15 protein-coding genes (1 of these 15 only partly in view) are annotated in these 19,096 nt (G+C 71.5%); 5 read left to right on the top strand and 10 right to left on the bottom strand.

The window, feature by feature from the left end; translation table 11 throughout:
• Together MMSR116_RS01910 and MMSR116_RS01905 are read left to right on the top strand one after the other, a co-directional pair.
• Nucleotides 1–664, top strand: the 3' portion of a protein-coding gene (locus MMSR116_RS01910) for a Do family serine endopeptidase (RefSeq protein WP_010686431.1). The gene continues 785 nt to the left of window position 1, outside the view; 664 of the gene's 1,449 nt are visible here — the last part of the coding sequence; its start codon lies off the left edge, out of view; it ends in the stop codon at nucleotides 662–664.
• 89 nt (nucleotides 665–753) lie between these two features.
• Entirely contained in the window at nucleotides 754–2,097 is a 1,344-nt protein-coding gene (locus MMSR116_RS01905) for a replication-associated recombination protein A (protein ID WP_010686430.1), read from the top strand.
• 6 nt (nucleotides 2,098–2,103) lie between these two features.
• Here the strand turns inward: MMSR116_RS01905 and MMSR116_RS01900 are convergent, their stop codons facing one another.
• Nucleotides 2,104–2,568: an Lrp/AsnC family transcriptional regulator gene (locus tag MMSR116_RS01900; protein WP_010686429.1), complete on the bottom strand. Its 465-nt coding sequence runs from the start codon at nucleotides 2,566–2,568 to the stop codon at nucleotides 2,104–2,106.
• Between the two features lie 249 nt (nucleotides 2,569–2,817).
• Here MMSR116_RS01900 and MMSR116_RS01895 point away from each other — a divergent pair, with 249 nt between their 5' ends.
• Together MMSR116_RS01895 and ggt are read left to right on the top strand one after the other, a co-directional pair.
• Nucleotides 2,818–3,828, top strand: coding sequence for a 1-aminocyclopropane-1-carboxylate deaminase (locus tag MMSR116_RS01895; protein WP_010686428.1), 1,011 nt, complete (start codon nucleotides 2,818–2,820; stop codon nucleotides 3,826–3,828).
• 379 nt (nucleotides 3,829–4,207) lie between these two features.
• Nucleotides 4,208–5,977 carry a gamma-glutamyltransferase gene (ggt, locus tag MMSR116_RS01890; RefSeq protein ID WP_010686427.1) on the top strand — a complete coding sequence of 590 codons (1,770 nt, stop codon included), beginning with the start codon at nucleotides 4,208–4,210 and terminating at the stop codon, nucleotides 5,975–5,977.
• A gap of 11 nt (nucleotides 5,978–5,988) precedes the next feature.
• Here the strand turns inward: ggt and purD are convergent, their stop codons facing one another.
• The 3 genes from purD to MMSR116_RS01875 form a co-directional block, all read right to left on the bottom strand.
• Nucleotides 5,989–7,266, bottom strand: coding sequence for a phosphoribosylamine--glycine ligase (gene purD, locus MMSR116_RS01885; RefSeq protein ID WP_010686426.1), 1,278 nt, complete (start codon nucleotides 7,264–7,266; stop codon nucleotides 5,989–5,991).
• A 105-nt stretch (nucleotides 7,267–7,371) separates the two neighbouring features.
• The gene (locus MMSR116_RS01880; protein ID WP_010686425.1) at nucleotides 7,372–7,695 is read right to left on the bottom strand and encodes a hypothetical protein; all 324 of its coding nucleotides are present in this window, start codon (nucleotides 7,693–7,695) and stop codon (nucleotides 7,372–7,374) included.
• Between the two features lie 74 nt (nucleotides 7,696–7,769).
• Nucleotides 7,770–8,990, bottom strand: coding sequence for an oxalate decarboxylase family bicupin (locus MMSR116_RS01875; RefSeq protein ID WP_039894443.1), 1,221 nt, complete (start codon nucleotides 8,988–8,990; stop codon nucleotides 7,770–7,772).
• A gap of 193 nt (nucleotides 8,991–9,183) precedes the next feature.
• Between MMSR116_RS01875 and MMSR116_RS01870 the strand changes: the two genes are divergently transcribed.
• On the top strand, nucleotides 9,184–10,455 hold the full coding sequence (locus MMSR116_RS01870) for an efflux RND transporter periplasmic adaptor subunit (RefSeq protein ID WP_039894473.1): 1,272 nt from the start codon (nucleotides 9,184–9,186) through the stop codon (nucleotides 10,453–10,455).
• 78 nt (nucleotides 10,456–10,533) lie between these two features.
• Here the strand turns inward: MMSR116_RS01870 and MMSR116_RS01865 are convergent, their stop codons facing one another.
• The 6 genes from MMSR116_RS01865 to MMSR116_RS01840 all read right to left on the bottom strand — a co-directional run bounded on the left by MMSR116_RS01865 (nucleotide 10,534) and on the right by MMSR116_RS01840 (nucleotide 18,957).
• On the bottom strand, nucleotides 10,534–11,469 hold the full coding sequence (locus MMSR116_RS01865; protein WP_010686422.1) for a dihydrodipicolinate synthase family protein: 936 nt from the start codon (nucleotides 11,467–11,469) through the stop codon (nucleotides 10,534–10,536).
• Between the two features lie 434 nt (nucleotides 11,470–11,903).
• Nucleotides 11,904–12,917, bottom strand: coding sequence for a galactofuranose ABC transporter, permease protein YjfF (yjfF, locus tag MMSR116_RS01860; protein WP_010686421.1), 1,014 nt, complete (start codon nucleotides 12,915–12,917; stop codon nucleotides 11,904–11,906).
• Entirely contained in the window at nucleotides 12,914–13,888 is a 975-nt protein-coding gene (locus MMSR116_RS01855) for an ABC transporter permease (protein WP_010686420.1), read from the bottom strand. Before MMSR116_RS01855 ends, yjfF begins: the two co-directional genes overlap by 4 nt.
• A complete protein-coding gene (locus MMSR116_RS01850) occupies nucleotides 13,888–15,423 on the bottom strand; it encodes a sugar ABC transporter ATP-binding protein (protein WP_010686419.1) in 1,536 nt (511 codons plus the stop codon). Before MMSR116_RS01850 ends, MMSR116_RS01855 begins: the two co-directional genes overlap by 1 nt.
• 34 nt (nucleotides 15,424–15,457) lie before the next feature.
• The gene (gene ytfQ, locus MMSR116_RS01845) at nucleotides 15,458–16,423 is read right to left on the bottom strand and encodes a galactofuranose ABC transporter, galactofuranose-binding protein YtfQ (protein WP_010686418.1); all 966 of its coding nucleotides are present in this window, start codon (nucleotides 16,421–16,423) and stop codon (nucleotides 15,458–15,460) included.
• A 269-nt stretch (nucleotides 16,424–16,692) separates the two neighbouring features.
• Nucleotides 16,693–18,957, bottom strand: coding sequence for a xanthine dehydrogenase family protein molybdopterin-binding subunit (locus tag MMSR116_RS01840; protein WP_010686417.1), 2,265 nt, complete (start codon nucleotides 18,955–18,957; stop codon nucleotides 16,693–16,695).
• Between the last annotated feature and the right edge of the window lie 139 nt (nucleotides 18,958–19,096).

Here is a 19,096-nt window from a genome sequence, read left to right as displayed (position 1 = left end):
GGGCATGGTCAAGGCGGTGGTCGACGCCGCCCGCGACGGGGCGAACGTCGTGCGCCGGCCCTGGCTCGGCGCGCGCATCCAGAGCGTCACCCCCGACATCGCCGACAGCATGGGCCTCGACCACCCGACCGGCGTGCTGGTGGCGAGCCTGCAGTCCAAGAGCCCGGCCGAGGAGGCAGGCCTGAAGCGCGGCGACCTGATCCTCACGGTCGATGGCCAGGAGGTCGCCGACCCGGAAGCCTTCGGCTACCGCTTCGCCCTGAAGGGCGTGCAGGGCCAGACCCGCTTCGGGATCCTGCGGGGCACGACCCGTCAGACAGTCTCGGTCAAGCTCGCCCCGGCCCCGGAGACGCGCCCGCGCGACGTGCTCAAGGTGAAGACCCGCTCGCCCTTCCTGGGGGCGACGCTCGTCAACACCTCGCCGGCGGTGGCCGAGGAGATGCAGGTGGACTTCCCGGCCGAGGGCGTGGCCGTGCAGGCGGTGGACGACAACTCCATCGCCGCCCGCGTGGGTCTGCAGAAAGGCGACGTGATCCTCTCGGTCAACGGCATGCCGGTTCCGACCACCAAGGATCTCGATCGCGCCACCCGCAACAGCCTCAATTCCTGGGAGGTGGCGATCAACCGCAACGGCGAGATCCTGACCTCGGTATTCGGCGGCTGAGCCCGAAAGGTCCGACTCCCGGCCCGTGACCGTGGGCAAGCTCCGGCGCCCGGCTTGCGCGCCCGGCCGCGCCCGGTGTTGATGCGCGGATGTCCGACCTGTTCGCCTCCGCGGAGCCGCCCTCCGCGCCGGATCCCGGCCGCCCTCCGGGCGCCGAGGCCGCCCGCCCGCTGGCGGACCGGCTGCGCCCGCAGACCCTCACCGAGGTCGTCGGCCAGGAGCACCTGACCGGGGAGGGCGGTGCGCTCACCCGCCTGCTGCGGGGACGCAGCCTCGGCTCGCTGATCTTCTGGGGACCGCCCGGCACCGGCAAGACCACGGTGGCGCGGCTGCTCGCCCAGGGCACCGACCTGCATTTCGAGCAGATCTCGGCGATTTTTTCGGGCGTGCCCGACCTGCGCAAGGTGTTCGAGGCCGCCCGCAAGCGTCGGGCGAGCGGGCAGGGGACCCTGCTGTTCGTGGACGAGATCCACCGGTTCAACCGGGCGCAGCTCGACGCCTTCCTGCCGGTGATGGAGGACGGCACCGTCACGCTGGTGGGCGCGACGACGGAGAACCCCTCCTTCGAGTTGAACGCCGCGCTCCTGTCCCGCGCCCGGGTGCTGCTGTTCCGGGCGCTGGATCCGGGCGCCATCGCGCGGCTGCTGGTCCGGGCCGAGGCGCTGACCGGCCAAGCCTTGCCGCTCACCGAGGAGGCGCGCGGCGTGCTGGTCCGCATGGCCGACGGCGACGGCCGGGCGGCCCTGACGCTCGCGGAGGAGGTCTGGCGCTCGGCCCGGCCCGGCGAGACCCTCGACGCCGAGGCGCTACAGGAGATCGTGCAGCGGCGCGCGCCGATCTACGACAAGGCGCAGGAGGGCCACTACAACCTGATCTCGGCGCTCCACAAGACGGTGCGCGGCTCGGATCCGGACGCGGCGCTCTACTACCTCTGCCGGATGCTCGATGCCGGCGAGGACCGGCTGTTCATCGCCCGCCGGCTGGTGCGCATGGCGGTGGAGGATATCGGGCTCGCCGACCCGCAGGCCCTGGTGGTGGCCAACGCCGCCAAGGACGCGTTCGACTTCCTCGGCAGCCCCGAGGGCGAGCTGGCCCTCGCCCAGGCGGCGATCTACCTCGCCTGCGCGCCGAAATCGAACGCCGTCTACGAGGCCTACAAGGCCGCGACGCGGTTGGCCAAGGAGGCGGGCTCCCTGCCGCCGCCGCGCACGATCCTCAACGCCCCGACCAAGCTGATGAAGCGGATCGGCTACGGCGAGGGCTACCGCTACGACCACGACGAGCCCGACGCCTTCTCGGGCCAGGATTACTGGCCCGACGCGCTGGGGCGCCAGCACCTCTACGCGCCCACGGAGCGCGGCTACGAGACAAGGCTGGCCGAGCGCCTCGAACGGTGGGAGGCGCTGCGGAAGGCGCGGCGCGGGGAGGGGTAGGCGGCCTCACAGATCGAGGGGCGCGTTGTCGATCACCTCCTTCATCACGAAGAAGGTCCGGGTCTGGCGCACCCCCGGCAGGCCGATCAGCGTGGCGCTGTGGAGGCGGTTGAAGTCGGCCATGTCGGAGACGCGGATCTTCAGCATGTAGTCGAAATCGCCGGCCACGAGGTGGCAGTCGAGGAGCACGGGGATCGCCCGTACGGCCGCCTCGAACTCGGAGAAGCTCTCGGGCGTCGAGCGGTCGAGGACGACGCCGACGAAGACCAGGGTGCCGCGCCCGACCCGCATCGGGTCGATCAGGGCCCGGACCGCCCGCACGAACCCGTCCGCGAACAGGCGCTGGATCCGGCGGTGGCAGGTGGCCGCGCTGGTGCCGACCCGCTCGGCGATCTCGGCATTCGCCATGCGTCCGTCCGTCTGGAGGAGACGGAGGATCTTCTGGTCGATCCGGTCGAGCCCTGCGGACATGGATGATTCTTTCGGAAAATGCCCGCGAGCTGGAACTATCTGCAGCCAAAAGGATCAGCGGCGCAAGTCATCGGATATCAAATCCGAAAGATCGAGAGCACCTTTCATCGCGAATCGGATAGCTTTTCCTGCGCCTCGAAGACGGAGCCGGGCCTCGCGCCGGGCCGTCGCCGAGGCCTCGCTTCGACGCACCCGGGCGGACCGCGACCGCTGCTGCCCCGGGGGCGCCCCGAGACCCGGAGAGACCCGATGCTGGACAAGTTCGAGCGCTATCCCCTGACCTTCGGCCCGACGCCGATCGAGCCCCTCAAGCGCCTGACGGCCCATCTCGGCGGCGAGGTCGAACTCTACGCCAAGCGCGAGGATTGCAATTCCGGCCTCGCCTACGGCGGCAACAAGCTGCGCAAGCTCGAATACATCGTGCCGGACGCGATCAAGAGCGGTGCCGACACGCTGGTGTCGATCGGCGGCGTGCAGTCGAACCACACCCGCATGGTCGCGGCGGTGGCCGCCAAGATCGGGATGAAGTGCCGGCTGATCCAGGAAGCCTGGGTGCCCCACGAGGACGCGGTCTACGACCGGGTCGGCAACATCCTCCTGTCGCGGATCATGGGCGCGCAGACACAGCTCGTGGATGACGGGTTCGACATCGGCATCCGCGATTCGTGGAAGCGGGCGCTCGCCGAGGTCGAGGCCGAGGGCGGCAAGCCCTACGCGATCCCGGCCGGCGCCTCGGTGCACAAGTATGGCGGGCTCGGCTATGTCGGCTTCGCCGAGGAGGTGCGCAGGCAGGAGGCCGAGATGGGTCTGCGCTTCGACTACGTGGTGGTCTGCACGGTGACGGGCTCGACCCATGCCGGCATGCTGGTGGGCTTCTCCGCCGACGGGCGCGCCCGCAACGTCATCGGCATCGACGCCTCCTGCACCCCGGCCCAGACCAAGGCCCAGGTCCTCGACATCGCCCAGAACACCGCCGCGCTGGTCGGCGTGGGCGACATCGTCGCCGACGACGTGGTGCTCAACGAGGATTACGCCTACCCGGTCTACGGCGTGCCCTCAAAGGAGACCGTGGAGGCGATCCGTCTCTCGGCCCGGCTCGAGGGGATGATCACCGATCCGGTCTACGAGGGGAAGTCGATGCAGGGCATGATCGACCTCGTGAAGACGGGCTTCTTCCCGAAGGGCGCGAAGGTGCTCTACGCCCATCTCGGCGGCGCGCCGGCGCTGAACGGCTACAGCTATACGTTCCGCAACGGCTGAGGCCGGCGGCGCCGCCGGCCCTGCGAGCGGAGCGAAGCAATCCAGCAGCGCCACGTCTCCTCATGTCGCGCTGCCCTGGGTCGCTGCGCTACGTTCGTGATGACGGAGAGGGGCACCTCACCCGGAGCGTTCAAGCGAAACCGAGTGAGGCGGATCGGCCAGATCCCTCACCTCCCTTCGCTCCCCTCATCCTGAGGTGCAGCGCAGCAGCCTCCGAGGTGGGCTCCAGGGGTCGCGCGGCTGGCTGGAGGGCTCCTTCGAGGCCTCCGCTGCGCTCCGGCGCCTCAGGATGCGGTCGCGCATGTGAAGGGTCGGGCACGCGCGAATCATTCCGCCCGCCCTATATGGCGGCGCGGAACCCGCACCGGAGAGGGCAGGGATGATCGCACCGGCACGCGCGCTGCTCTTGGCCGCCCTCCTCCTCCTCGGCGGCCCGCCGGCCCGGGCGGCTTCGGGACCGGCCGTGGAGGGCGAGAACGGGATGGTGGTCTCGTCCCAGCGCCTCGCCTCGGAGGTGGGGGCCGACATCCTGAAGGCGGGCGGCAACGCCGTCGATGCCGCGGTGGCGGTGGCTTATGCCGAGGCGGTGGTGAACCCGTGCTGCGGCAACATCGGCGGCGGCGGCTTCCTGGTGCTCCACGCCGCCGACGGTCGCAGCCGCTTCATCAACTTCCGCGAGACGGCCCCGGCGGCGGCGAGCCGGGACATGTATCTCGACGCCTCGGGCAACGTCGTGAAGGGCGCGAGCCTGCGCGGCTGGAAGGCGGCCGGCGTGCCCGGGACCGTGCTGGGCCTCAACACCGCGCTGTCCGAATACGGCACCCTGCCGCTGGCCCAGGTCATGGCGCCGGCGATCCGGCTCGCCCGGGACGGGTTCGTGCTGACCCGGGGCGACACCGACATCCTCGAATCCGGCACCAAGCTGTTCGCCACGCAAGGAAACGTCGCGCGGATCTTCCTGCGCCCGGACGGCACGCCCTGGCGGCCCGGGGACCGGCTGGTCCAGGCCGATCTCGCCCGCACCCTCCAGGCCATCGCCGACCACGGCGCGGACGCGTTCTACAAGGGCGCGATCCCGGACGCCGTGGAGGCAGCGTCGCGCGCGGGCGGCGGCCTCCTCACGGCGGCCGACTTCGCCGCCTACACGGTCACGCAGTCCGAGCCGCTGACCTGCCGCTACCGGGGCGTCACGATCCTGTCGGCGCCCCCGCCCTCGTCGGGCGGCACCACGCTGTGCGAGATCCTGAGCATCCTCGACGGCTACGACCTCCGGGCGGCCGGGTTCAACGCCGCCCGGAGCGTGCACCTGATGGTCGAGGCCATGAAGCGCGCCTACGCCGACCGCAACCTGCTGCTGGGCGACCCGGCCTTCGTGGATAACCCCGTGACCCGGCTCCTGTCGCCGGCCTACGCGGAGACGCTCCGGGCCTCGATCCGGCCCGACCGGGCGACTCCGTCAGCGGAGATCCGGCCGGATCCGGGCCTGGAGACCCGGGAGCGGGCCGAGACCACCCACATCTCGGTGATGGACCGGGCCGGCAACGCGGCCGCGCTGACCTACACGATCAACGGCTATTTCGGCGCCGGGGTGATCGCCGGCGACACGGGGTTCTTCCTGAACGACGAGATGGACGACTTCACCGTCAAGACCGGGGTGCCGAACCTGTTCGGCCTCGTGCAGGGGACGAGGAACGCGATCGCGCCCGGCAAGCGCCCGCTCTCGTCCATGGCGCCCACGATCGTGCTGCGCGACGGCAAGGTGGCGCTGGTGGCGGGCTCGCCGGGGGGCTCGCGGATCATCACGATCAACGCGCAGACGCTGATCAACATGCTGGATTTCGGCATGGAGCCGCAGGAGGCGGTCGACGCCCCGCGCATCCACCACCAGTGGCTGCCCGACACGGTCTACGCCGAGCCCTTCGCGCTCTCGGCAGACACGAGAGAGATCCTGCGGGGCATGGGTCACACGATCGTCGAGCAGAAGCCCTGGGGCGCGCAGGAGCTGATCGCGGTCCGCGCCGCCGCGCCAATCCTTCCCGAGGCGGCCTCCTCGGGCAACGACGCCTCGCGCACGGAGCGGATGCGGCCGGGCCTGCTCTACGGCGCCAACGACAACCGGAGGCCGGCCGGGGCGGCGGTGGGGGAGTAGGGCGCAGACGCTCAGCCCTCGCCGCCCGCCTCCCGCGCCACCGCGCGAAACCCGATGTCGCGCCGGCAGAACCCCTCCGGCCAGTCGATCCGGGCCACCGCCGCGTAGGCGCGGGCCTGGGCATCCGTGACGCTGTCGCCCAAGGCCGTGACCGCCAGGACCCGGCCGCCATCGGCCAGCAACTGCCCGTCCTCGGCGCGGGTGCCGGCCTGGAAGACGAACACGCCGTCGCCCTCGGCGGCGTCGACGCCGCGGATGACCGAGCCCCGGACCACGGCCCCCGGATAGCCCGCCGCCGCCATCACCACGGTGAGCGCGGCCCGGTGGGCGTCGAATTCCAGGCTCACGCCCGAGAGATCGCCCTCGCAGGCCGAGAGCAGCGCCGGCACGAGGTCGGAGGACAGGCGCGGCATCAGCACCTGCGCCTCGGGGTCGCCGAAGCGGGTGTTGTACTCGATCAGCTTGGGGCCGTCGGCGGTGAGCATCAGGCCGGCATAGAGGATGCCGGTGAACGGGCAGCCGCGCGCCCGCATGCCGGCAAGCGTCGGCGCGATGATCTCGGCCATGACCCGGGCCTCGATCTCCGGGGTGACGACCCGGGCCGGGGAATAGGCGCCCATGCCGCCGGTGTTCGGGCCGCGGTCGCCGTCGAACACGCGCTTGTGGTCCTGCGCGGTGCCGAGCGGGATCGCCCGGGTGCCGTCGCAGAGTGCAAAAAAACTCGCCTCCTCGCCGAACAGGCACTCCTCGACCACCACCTCGGCACCCGGCTCCTCGAACAGGGCGGCCAGCGCGTCCTCGGCCTGATCCAGGGTCTCGGCGACGGTGACGCCCTTGCCGGCGGCGAGCCCGTCGGCCTTCACGACGATCGGGGCGCCCTGCTGCCGGGTATAGGCCAGCGCCGGCTCCAGTTCGGTGAAGCGCGCGAAGGCGGCCGTGGGGATGCCGCAGGCGGCGCAGAGATCCTTGGTGAAGCCCTTGGAGCCTTCGAGCCGGGCGGCGTCGCGGGTCGGCCCGAAGGCGCGGATCCCGGCGGCCTTCAAGTCGTCCACCAGACCGGCGACCAGGGGCGCCTCAGGTCCGACGACCACGAGGCCGATCGACTCCGCGGCGCAGAAGGCCGCTACGGCGGCGTGGTCCGTGACGGAGAGGTCCGACCGATTGGTCCCGTGACGGGCCGTGCCGGGATTGCCCGGCGCCGTGAACAGACGGGTGCAGAGGGGGCTCTGGGCCAGTCGCCAGGCCAGGGCGTGCTCGCGGCCGCCGGAGCCGATCAGCAGGATGTTCATGCGCACGCCACCATGGGCATAGCTTCTGGGTGAAGCCTGTCGGCGGGGAAAGGCTTTTTTCGGGCTTTCCCCGCTCCGCCCGGAGTTCGCAGCGGTCCACGCCGCTCAGCAGCCGATGCACACGCTCGTGTTGACTCCGCCGCCGCCCCGCCGCGCGATCCCGTGGCGGCCGACATGGCGGCCCACACGGACACCCCGGTAGGGCACATAGGGTCCGTAGCCGTAGGGATCGAACTGGACGTTGCGCTGGATCGTCTGGTTGAGCGTGTTGAAGTCCGTCACCCGCTGCTGGTTGAGGGTCCGGATCTGGCTCTGCAGGGCGAACGACGCGTTGGCGGCGTTCGGGTCGTTCTGCTGCACCTGCGCCGAGGCCGCCCCCGCCGGGAGGGCGAGCGCCAGGGCGAGGAGCGCGCGGGACGCGGCGCGCATGAGTCTCTCCGTGCGATGATCGATCCGACTACAAGCGATCGACGCGCCAGGGTCGGGCCAAGTTCCGGGGCGCGTCAACCCGGCACGACCGGCGCCTTCACCGGAGAGAGCGCGTCGACCTGCTTCGGATCCAGCCCGGTATGGGCCTGCACCAGGGGGTGCGGGGTCAGCGCCAGCCACTGCGTGAGCGAGATGTCGGCGTAGCGCGGGCTCTTGAACATCTCCAGGAAGGTCAGCACCGTGTCGCCGGTGTTCTCGATGTAGTGGCCCATGGCGAAGGGCACGTAGCCCACGTCGCCGGCTTGGTAGTCGAAGGTGCGGGCCTTCGATTCCGAGCCGAACACCGTCATCCGCCCCCGGCCGGAGAGGTAGTATTGCCACTCGTCGCTGTTGGGGTGCCAGTGCAGCTCGCGCAGGCCCCCGGGCTCGACCTCGACGAGGGCGGCGGCGATGTTGGTCGAGGCCGGGAACACGATGGAATCGGTGATGCGCACGCTGCCGCTCTTCGTGCGCAGCGGCTCCTGCGCCAGCATCCGGTGGCTGAAGGTCTTGGGCACCGGCCCGGAGCCGCCCATCCTGTCGGCCGCGAGCGGCCCCGGCATGGGGCCGGGGAAGATGTAGAGCTCCTTCTCGGGGACATTGGCGAACGCGCTCTCCGGCAGGCCGCAGTTCTTGGCGAGCACGTCCTTCGGCGTGTGCGCGAGCCAGTCGGTCAGCAGGAAGGTGGAATCCTCCGAGAAGCCGCCGTCGTCGAACACCAGCAGGAACTCGCAGCCGTCCACCCCGTCGGCCGAGAGGCCCTGGATGGAGTGCGGGATGCCGCCGGGGAAGTACCAGAGGTCGCCTTCGCCGACGTCGTCCGCGAAGGTGCGCCCGTCCTGATCGATCGCGGTGATCCGGGCCTTGCCCTTGATCATGTAGGACCACTCGGCCTCCTTGTGCCAGTGCATCTCGCGGACCACGCCGGCCTTGAGCCGCATGTTGACCCCCGCCATGGCCTTCGAGACCGGCAGCTCGCGGATCGTGGTCTGGCGCGCCCAGCCGCCCTTCTCCAGCCGCATGTGGCTGTCCGCGAACGACCATTTCAGGTTCGGCATGGTGCCGTGGTCGGTGGCGGGCGGCGCCAGGGTGAAGGGCTCCTCGGCGGCCCGGGGGCGGTTCTGCGGGCCCAGGATGTCGGCCCCCTTGCCGCCGCGCTCGGGCGCGACCGGAAGAGCGGATTGCGCCGCCGCGGAGGACGCTGCCATGGCGCCGCCGGCGGCCGCGATGACGGCGCGCCTGGAGATCTCGGTCATTACGGGTCGGTCCCTGGAGTTTTGCAGGGTAACCGGGGGCGGGCTCGGAGGATCCGGGAACGGCCCGCATCCCGCGCTGCGGCATCTCGCCCGGAGCCCGCGCGTCGTCTATGCATTGAATACAGCGCTGGACGCGTTCCGGTCGGCACGCGCCGACGCGGACTTCGACGCGCGGCGCGACCCGGGGGCGAGGATGGCGGACGCGGATCGTTCAGCTGCGGGGGAAGCCCGCGGCTCCGCTTCGGGCGGCCGCCTGTGGCTCGTCCTGCTCGCGCTGGCGGGCGCCGGGTTCCTCGGCTACCGCCACTGGCCGGAACAGTCCCGGGCGGCGAGCCCGCCGCCGGCCGTCGAGACGAAGCCGCCGAGCGTGCGGGTCGCCCGGGCCGTGCGGGCCTCCGGTCCCCTGAGCCTGACCCAGACCGGCACGACGCAGGCCTTCGACACGGCGAGCCTGTACCCGCGGGCGACCGGCTACATCGTCGAGCGCAAGGTCGACATCGGCACGCATGTGCGGAAGGGCGACCTGCTGTTCCGGATCAGCGCGCCCGACCTCGACCAGCAGCTTGTCCAGGCGCAGTCGCAGGTGCTGCAGCTGCAGGCGGCGCTGATCCAGGCGCGCGCGATGGTCGACCAGGCCGAGGCCAACCGCCACCTCGCGGACGTGACCAACCGCCGGACCTCGACGCTCGCCGGTACGGGGATCGAGACCCGGCAGAACGCCGACACGTCCCAGGCCGGGGTGTTGGCTCAGACCGCCAACGTCGACGCCGCCAAGGCCGCCGTCAAGGTCGCGGAGGCCAATATCGCCGCGCAGGAGGCGCAGGTCGCCCGGCTCAAGGTCCTGACCGGCTTCGAGGAGATCCGCGCGCCCTTCGACGGGGTGGTGACGGCCCGCAACAACGATGTCGGCGACGCGGTCACGGCGGACACGAACACTGGCGCGCCGCTCCTGATGCTGGCGCGGGACGACGTGCTGCGCATGGCGGTGAACGTGCCGCTCTACGCCGCCGACGGCGTCCGCGACGGGCTCGACGCCCGGATCGAGGTGGCGCAGATCCCCGGCAAGGTCTTCCCCGGGAAGGTCTCGCGCTCCTCGACGACGCTGCTCTCCGCGGCGCGGATCCTGGTGACGCAGGTCGACATCCCCAACCCGGACGGGCTCCTCCGGGCGGGCCTCTACATCACCATCACGCTGGAGATCCCGCGGGTCTCGCCGGCCGTGACGGTGCCGAACGACGCCCTGATCTTCGACCAGAACGGGACCCGGGTGGCGGTGGTCGAGACAGAATCGGACGGGCGCGCGGTGGCGCGGATGCGCCCGGTCACGATCTTCCGACAGACCCGCTCGGCCCTGGAGCTGCGCTCCGGCCTCACCGGGGACGAGCGGGTCGTGGTGGGGCCGCCGGCGTCCTTGCGCGACGGCGACCGGGTCGCGCCGCAGCCGGAGGGCAAGGCGGGGGCGTGAGGCCGCCGAGGCGGTGACGGAGCGAGACGAACCGGCACCTTCGCTCCAACCCGCTCCCATGCGGAGGGAGGCCTGGCCTCAGCCCTCCAGCCGCGCCCGGCCGTCGGTGCGGGCGAGGCGCGCCAGCAGGTACTCGACCTCGGCCTTCGCCTGTGCGGTCAGCGCCTGCGAGGGTTTGCGCTGCGCGTCCGATGAAAAAATCCCCCGGCGCATGAACACGTACTTGCGCACCGCGAGCCCCAGCGGACCCTGCTGCTGCTCGTAGCGGAGATAGGGGAGGTGGGCGTCGAACAGGTCATGGGCGGCGTCGCGCTCGCCCGCCCGGCCCAGGCGAACCACATCGACCAGCATCTCCGGGAAGGCGTAGCCGGTATTGGCCCCGTCGGCACCGCGCTCGGTCTCGAAATCGAGGAACAGGCCGCCGTTGCCGACCAGGATCGAGATGTGGCGCATGGATCCGTCACGCTCGAAGCCGCGCAGCGTCGAGATCTTCTCCAGGCCCGGCCAGTCCTCGTGCTTGAGCATCACGCAGGACGCGTTCTCGGACACGATCCGGCGGATCACCGCCGGACTCATCTGCACCGAGAAGGTGAGGGGATAATCCTGCAGCACGAACGGCACGTCCGGGCCCACCGCCTCGGCGGCATTCCGAAAATAGCCGACCACCTGATCGTCGGTGCGCAGGGTGTTGGGCGGGGCGATCATCACGCCGGCCGCGCCGAGATCCATCACCTCCCGGGCGAGGGAGCGCATGGCCGCGAAGCCCGGCGCCGTGACGCCGACGATCACCGGCAGCCGGGTGCGCCCGAGGACGCGCTTGGCCACCGCGATCCCCTCCGCGTGGTCGAGCTTTCCGGCTTCGCCGAGCTGGCCGAGGATCGTCAGCCCGTCGACCCCTGCGGCACCGAAGAAGTCGGTCATGCGGTCGAGGGAGGCCTCGTCGATCCGGCCGTCCGGGTGGAACGGCGTCGGGGCGATCGGCACGACGCCGCTTATGTCGCTGGTGAGGGGCATTCCGGTCTCTTCCTCCGTCGCAGGACGATGCGGGCGGGGACCATAGGCCGGGCTGACGGGAAAATCTTTAGGCTGTCACGCGATGGCAGGGCCACGGGCCGGGATGCCACGACGGGCACCGCGCGTCTTGGCCCCCCCGCTGAGCTACGGATCCACACATCTCGGCTTGGGGCTAACACATTGAAGGGTGGGCGCTTTTCCCCTCCTCCTTATGGGGATGGGATAGGGGTGGGGGTTGGTTCAGAAGGAACCACCGCGCCTCATCCGGCACCACCCCCACGCGGGATCTGCGATTCCCAAACTCCTCCCCACAAGGGTAGGAGAGCGCGCCCCGGCCAGAGATGTGTGAATCTTGTAGCCCGCAGATGGGGGAGGGTGGGTGCCTCGCAGATCGGGAGCGCCAGTCCTGGCAAACGGCCGCGGAAGGCTGCGCCTCAGGCCCGGACCTTCGTCGGGCGGACAGCCGGTGCGCTGGCGGCAGCCCGGCCCCGCCGGCCCGAGCGCCCGGCCAATGCCACCGAGCCCTGCTGGAGCGCGATGAAGGCGAAGAGCAGCAGGCCGGTGGCGATCTTGGTCCACCAGCTCGACAGGGTGCCGTCGAAGGTGATGGCCGTCTGGATCAGGCCGCCGATCATCACCCCCAGGAAGGTGCCCGGCAGGCCGCCCTGGCCGCCGGTCAGCAGCGTGCCGCCGATCACCACGGCCGCGATCGCATCGAGTTCCACCCCCACCGCCGAGAGCGGCGTGCCCGAGGCGGTGTCGAGGGAGAACACGATCCCGGCGAGCGCGGCGAGCAGGCTCGACAGGGCGTAAACCGCCACGATGTTGCGCCCGACCCGCACGCCCATGAGCACCGTCGTCTGGCGGCTGCCGCCGAGGGCGTAGACCCTCGCGCCGAAGCGGGTCGCGTGGAGCAGCACCCCGCCCGCCAGGAACACGGCCAGCATCACCCCCGCCGTCAGGGTCAGCCGGCCGCCGCCGGGCAGGTGCAAGGCGAGGTCGGAGACCGCGCCGTAGAGGGGCGCGTCGATCGGGACCGACTCGGTGGACATCAGGAAGCCGGCGCCCCGCGCTAGGAACATTCCGGCCAGCGTCACGATGAAAGGCGGCATGTCGAAGACGTGGATCAGCGCGCCCATCGCGGCTCCGAACAGGGCCGCCGCCAGGAGCACGATCCCGAAGGCGGCGAGCGGCGGGATCCCCCAGCGCTGGATGGCCTGCGCCAGGAACACCGTGGTGAACCCCACCACCGAGCCGACCGAGAGGTCGATGCCGCCCGCGATGATCACGAAGGTCGTGCCGACCGCCACGATGCCCAGGAAGGCGCTGTCGGTGAGCAGGTTGCCGACGACCCGGGTGGTCAGGAAGGCGGGGTACTGCGTCGCGCACAGGCCGTAGCCCGCCGCGAACAGGAGCGCGGCGACGAGGACCGGGAGATTGCGGCTCATCGCGGGCTCCGCAGCAGCAGGGTCAGGCCCGCGAGGCGCGGCGATTGCAGCAGGAGCACCGCCAGCACCACCGCGGCCTTGACCACGAGGTTGAGTTCCGGCGGCAGGCCGGAGAGCAGGATCCCGGTGTTCATCGCCTGGATCAGGAAGGCCCCGAGCACCGCCAGCCACAGGCTGAACCGGCCGCCGAGGAGCGACGAGCCCGCCACCACCACGGCCAGGATCGCGTCGAGTTCGAGCCACAGCCCGGCATTGTTGGCGTCCGCTCCCAGGATGTCGGCCGCCGCGACCACGCCCGCCAGCGCCGCGCAGAAGCCGCTCCAGACATAGACCGCCAGCGTCACCGCGCGTGTGTCGATGCCGGCGAGCGCGCTCGCCCGCGCGTTGCCGCCGGTCGCCTCGATCATCAGGCCGAAAGCCGTGCCGCGCACCAGCGCGAGGGTCACGAGCAGCATCCCGAGGGCCAGCACCACTGGCATCGGCACCCCCAAGAGCGCGCCGCCGCCGAGAAACGCGAGGTCGGGCGAGGCGAAGGTGACGATCCGCCCCTTGGTGATCAGCTGGGCGATGCCGCGGCCCGCGACCATCAGGATCAGGGTGGCGACGATCGGCTGGATGCGCAGCACCGCCACTAGGAGGCCGTTCCACAGCCCGCAGAGGAGCCCCGTGGCCAAAGCCGCCGCGAGCACCAGGGGCAGGGGCTGGCTGTCGGCGAGGCTCGCCGCCACGGCGCCCGCGATCGCCATCACGGCGCCCACCGACAGGTCGATGCCCCCGGTGGCCACCACCAGCACCATGCCGAGCGACAGGAGTGCCACCGGGGCGCCGCGGTTGAACACGTCGATCAGGCTGCCGAACAGGCGCCCGTCCTGCCAGTGCACGTCGAGGAATTGCGGTGCGACCAGCCGGTCGGCCAGCAGCACGGCCAGGAAGGCGAGGAGCTGGGGCGCCCCGGCGCGCAGCGCGCGCATCAGACGGACTCCGCCATGACCGCAGGCGCTTCCGCCGCGATGGCCCGGAGGATGGCGGTGACGTCGATCGCCCCGTCGGCGAGTTCGGCCACCTGGGCGCGGTCGCGCATCACGATCACCCGGTCGGAATAGGTCACGATCTCCTCCAGCTCGGACGAGATCACCAGCAGGGCGAGGCCGGCGTCGCACAGGCTCCGGATCAGCCGGATGATCTCCGCGTGCGCCCCGACATCGATGCCCCGGGTCGGCTCGTCGAGGATCAGCAGGCGCGGCTCGGTGGCGAGCCAGCGCGCCAGCAGCGCCTTCTGCTGGTTGCCCCCGGACAGGAGCCCGATCGGCCGCTCCGGATCGGGCGGGCGGATGTCGAGCTTGGCGATGAAGGCGCGGGCGATCCGGTCCTGCGCGGCCCGGCCGAGGGGCCGGAACGGGCCCTTCCGAGCCTGGAGAGCCAGCACGATGTTCTCCCGCACGGTCAGGTCGGCGACGAGGCCGTCGGTCTTGCGCTCCTCCGGGCAGTAGCCGAGGCGGTGGCGCAGCGCGTCCCGGGGGCCGGCGATCCGGGTGGGCTTCCCGTCGAGGAGGATGCGGCCCTGGTCCGGCCGCTCGGCGCCGAACAGCAGGCGGGCCGTCTCGGTCCGCCCGGAGCCGAGGAGGCCGGCGAGGCCCACCACCTCGCCGCCCGCCACCGACAGGTCGACGGGCCGGAGATAGCCGGCCTTGCCGAGTTTTTCCGCGCGCAGGACCGGCGGCCCGGCCTTAGTCCGCCGGCCCCCCGGCCCCGTCTCCACCCGCTCCTCTTCCTCGGCGAGGTCGCGCCCCAGCATCGTGTGCACGAGATCGAGGCGCGGGAAATCCGCGGTCTCGCGCTCGGTTACCAGCCGGCCGTTGCGCAGGACCGTGATCCGGTCGGTGATGGCGTAGACCTGCTCCAGGAAATGGGTCACGAACACGATGCCGATGCCTTGCGCGGCCAGCCGGCGCATCACGCCGAACAGCACCGCGACTTCGTGCGCGTCGAGGCTCGCGGTCGGCTCGTCGAGGATCAGCGCCCGGGCCGAGAGGTCCACCGCCCGGGCGATCGCCACGAGGTGCTGCACCGCCACCGGATAGCTGCCGAGCGGCGCCCCGACATCGATCGCGAGGCCGAACTCGGCCAGCCGCGCGGCCGCGCGCCGCCGCATCGCCCGGGCGCGGACGAGGCCGAACCGGGTCGGCTCGCGGCCGAGAAAGAGATTCTGCGCCACGGTGAGGTTCGGCAGCAGGCCGACCTCCTGGTAGACCGTGGCGATGCCGGCCCGGCCCGCTTCCTCGGCCGAGCGCGGCGCGATCGGCCCGCCGTCGAGCCGGACCTCGCCGGCATCGCGCCGGACGATTCCGGTCACGGTCTTGATGAAGGTCGATTTGCCGGCGCCGTTCTCGCCCAGCAGGGCGTGGATCTCCCCCCGGCGCAGGGTGAAGTCGACCCCCGCGAGGGCCTGGTGCCCGGCGAAGCTCTTGGAGAGCCCGCGGACGCTGAGAAGGGGCGTGTGGGACACGGGCCCGCTCGCAGGGATCACGGCGCCGGGCGCGTCAGTAGCCGAGGCCCTTCTTGCTCTCGTAGACCTTCAACGGGTCGTCGGCCGCCGTGTAGAGCCTCGACTCGGTCTGGATCCACTTCGGCGGGACGGTGCCCTTCTCCTTGTAGGCCTTGAGGGCGTCGAAGGCCGGGCCGGCCATGTCGGGAGTCAATTCGACGGTGGCGTTGGCCTCGCCCGCCGCCATCGCCTTGAAGATGTCGGGCACCGCGTCGATCGAGACCGTCAGGATCTCCCGGCCGGGCTTCAGGCCGGCCTCCTTCATCGCCTGGATGGCGCCGACCATCATGTCGTCGTTGTGGGCGTAGACCGCGCAGATCGCGCGGCCGCCCTCGGCCTTGATGACGCTCTCCATCACCTCCTTGCCCTTGGCGCGGGTGAAGTCGCCGGTCTGGCTGCGCACGAGCTTGAGGTTGGCGTGGGGCGCGAGGGCGGCGTCAAACCCCTTCTTGCGGTTGGTGGCGACACTGGCGCCGACCGTGTCCTGGAGCTCGACCACGTTGCAGGGCTTGTCGCCGACCGTCCTGGCCAGCCAGTTGCCGGCGACGCGGCCCTCCGCGACGCTGTCGGAGGTGACGGCGGTGAGGTAGAGGTCCTTGCCGGACGGGTCGATGTCGCGGTCGAGCAGGATCACCGGGATCTTGGCGTCCCGGGCCTCCTTGAGAACGGCGTCCCAGCCGGTGGCGACCACGGGGGCGAGCAGGATCGCGTCCACCCCCTGCGCCACGAAGGAGCGGATCGCCTTGATCTGGTTCTCCTGCTTCTGCTGCGCGTCGGCGATCTTGACGGTGATGCCGCGCGTCTTGGCCTCGGACTTGGTCACCGTGGTCTCGGCGGCGCGCCAGCCGGATTCCGAGCCGATCTGCGAGAACCCGACGGTCAGCGAGGCCGCTTGGGCCGCACCGCCGCAGGCTAGAATCAGACCCGCCAGCATGGCCCGGATGGAAACGGTTCCGCTCATGGACATCCCCCCTCGATTGCGGCCGTCGCCTCTTCAGAGCGATCGGCCGGCATATGTACGACATATGCGCGGGAGAACGGATAGCAGGGTGCGGCTTATCTGTCACCGCTGGAGCCGGCGGAAGCCGACGGCGCACCGGATCGGAACGGATCAAATTGTCTGATTTTTTGAGGCATGCCTGCGCGTGACGTGCGTCTCCCTCCCCTTCTGTGGGGGAGGGAGAAACGCTGAGTCGGTTGCGTGTCCGAGCTAGGCTCCCGCTCCCCCGTTCAGCCGAGCAGCTTATCCAGCGTGATCGGCATCTCGCGCACCCGCACGCCGGTGGCGTGCCAGATTGCGTTGGCGATGGCTCCCACCGTGCCGGTGATGCCGATCTCGCCGACGCCCTTCACGCCGAGGTTGTTCACCACCGCGTCGTCCTCGTGGACGAGAATCGCCTCCATGGCGGGGACGTCGGCGTTCACCGGCACGTGGTACTCGGCGAGGTTGTCGTTGAGGAAGCGGCCGGTGCGCGGGTCCATCTCGGCCCGCTCGTGGAGCGCGAAGGACAGGCCCCAGATCATCCCGCCGTAATACTGGCTCTGGACGAGGCGCGGGTTGATCACCCGGCCCGCCGCGAAGGCGCCGACGAGGCGGCTCACGCGGATCTGGCCGAGATCGGGGTCGACCTTCACCTCGGCGAAGACCGCCCCGTGGGCGTGCATCGCGTAGGCCGCCTGCGCGGCTGGGTCGGCCCCGGCCTTGCCCTGGCCCTCGATGCTCGACCGGCCCGCCCGCTTCAGGATGTCGGTGACGGATTCGCCCCGGCTCGGGTCATCGCGCCGGGTGAGCCGGCCGTCCGCGGCGGTCACGCCGGCATTGCCCGCGCCGTAGAGCGGGGAGGCGGGGTCGTTGGTGGCGAGATCCGTGAGCTGGCGTATCACGTCGGCCGCGGCCGCGTGGATCGCGCCGCCGGCGGTCGCGGTGTGGCCCGAGCCGCCCGCAATGCCGGCATTCGGCAGGTCCGAAGACCCCATCCGGAAGGTGAGGGCGTCCATCCCGATCCCGAGCCCGTCGGCGGCGATCTGCGCGAGCGCCGTCCAGGCGCCCTGGCCCATGTCGATCGCCCCGAGTTCCACCGTGCCGGTGCCGTCGGCACGGATCTCGGCCCGGGCCATGCCTTCGAAGATCAGCGCCGGGAAGGTCGCGGTGCCCATGCCGGTGCCGACCAGGAACCCGTCCCTGTCGCGGGTCTGGCGGGGCTGCAGCGGCCGCCCGGCCCAGCCGAACGCCTCGGCGCCGCGGCGGTAGCACTCCCGCAGGGCCTTGGAGGAGAACGGCTTGCCGGTGATCGGCTCGACCTCGGCGTAGTTGGCGAGGCGGAACGCCAGCGGGTCCAGGCCGAGTTCGTGGGCCATCTCGTCCAGCGCGCTCTCCAGGGCCACGCTGCCGGTGGCTTCGCCGGGCGCGCGCATGAACAGCGGCGTGCCGGTGTCGAGGCGCACCGCCTCGTGGCGGATCGAGAGGGCCGGGCTGGCGTAGAGGGTGCTGGTCGCCCGTCCCGCCGGCTCGAAGAAGTCGTCGAAGCTCGACGAGGCGGTCAGGATGTGGTGGTCGAGCGCCGTGAGCTTGCCGGCCGCGTCGGCGCCGAGGCGCAGGGTCTGCCGGGTCGGGCCGCGATGGCCCATCGGGCCGTACATCTGGGTCCGGGTCGGCACGAGCTTCACCGGCCGGCCGACCAGCTTGGCCGCCATGCAGGCCAGCACCTGCGGCCCGGCCGGCACGCCCTTCGAGCCGAAGCCGCCGCCGAGATAGGGGCTCTCGATGTGGATGTCCTCGGGATTGATACCGAACAGCCCGGCGAGCCGGCCCTGCGACATGGCGAGCGCCTGGGTCGGCATGAAGAGCGTCAGACGGTTCCCGTCCCAGCTGGCCACGGCGGCGTGCGGCTCCATGGCGTTGTGGTACTGGGCCGGCGTCTCGTAGGTGGCGGCGATCCTCTTGGACGCGGCCGCCAGCCCGGCCTCGACATCGCCCTCGGTCTCCACCGGCGGGGCGCCGACGCCGACCGAATCCGGCGTGAAGGCCTCGCCCGCGTCGAGCCCGATCCGCGGCGTCTCGGCCGCGTAGGTCGGGGCGAGCAGCCGGGCGCCTTCCGTGGCCGCCTCCAGGGTCTCGGCGATCACCACGGCGATCGGCTGGTTGGCGTAGCGGACCGTGTCGTTCTGCAGGAGGTCGAGGCGGAACGTGAACGGCCCGTCCTTGGCGTCCGGGTCCTTGGCGAGCTTCGGGGCGTTCCGCGGTGTCATCACCGCCACGACGCCCGGATGGGCCTCGGCGGCGGCCACGTCGAGGCCGGTGACGCGGCCCTTCCCGATCCGGGCGACGCAGAGCGCCGCGTGGAGGGTTCGGGGGGGCAGGTTGTCGGCGGAGAAGCGGGCCTGGCCCGTCACCTTGAGGGGCCCGTCCCGCCGGGTCAGCGGCTGGCCGATGCTGGAGCCGTGGCGGATCGCACCGGCGGGAAGGTTCGAGGCGGGCGTGGAGGTCGCGGTCATGCGGGACTCCTCAAGACGGGTTCCGGTTGGAGCTTCCGGTCAACGTGGCTCCCGCGGTCATCGCGAGCGGAGCGAAGTGACCCAGGGCAGCGCGACATCGCAGGTCGTGACGCCGACTGGGCTGCTTCGCTCCGCTCGC

The organism is Methylobacterium mesophilicum SR1.6/6, from assembly GCF_000364445.2.
Classification (GTDB): domain Bacteria; phylum Pseudomonadota; class Alphaproteobacteria; order Rhizobiales; family Beijerinckiaceae; genus Methylobacterium; species Methylobacterium mesophilicum_A.
The sequence above is the reverse complement of the archived record's forward strand: the minus strand, read 5'-3'. Positions and strand labels throughout refer to the sequence as shown.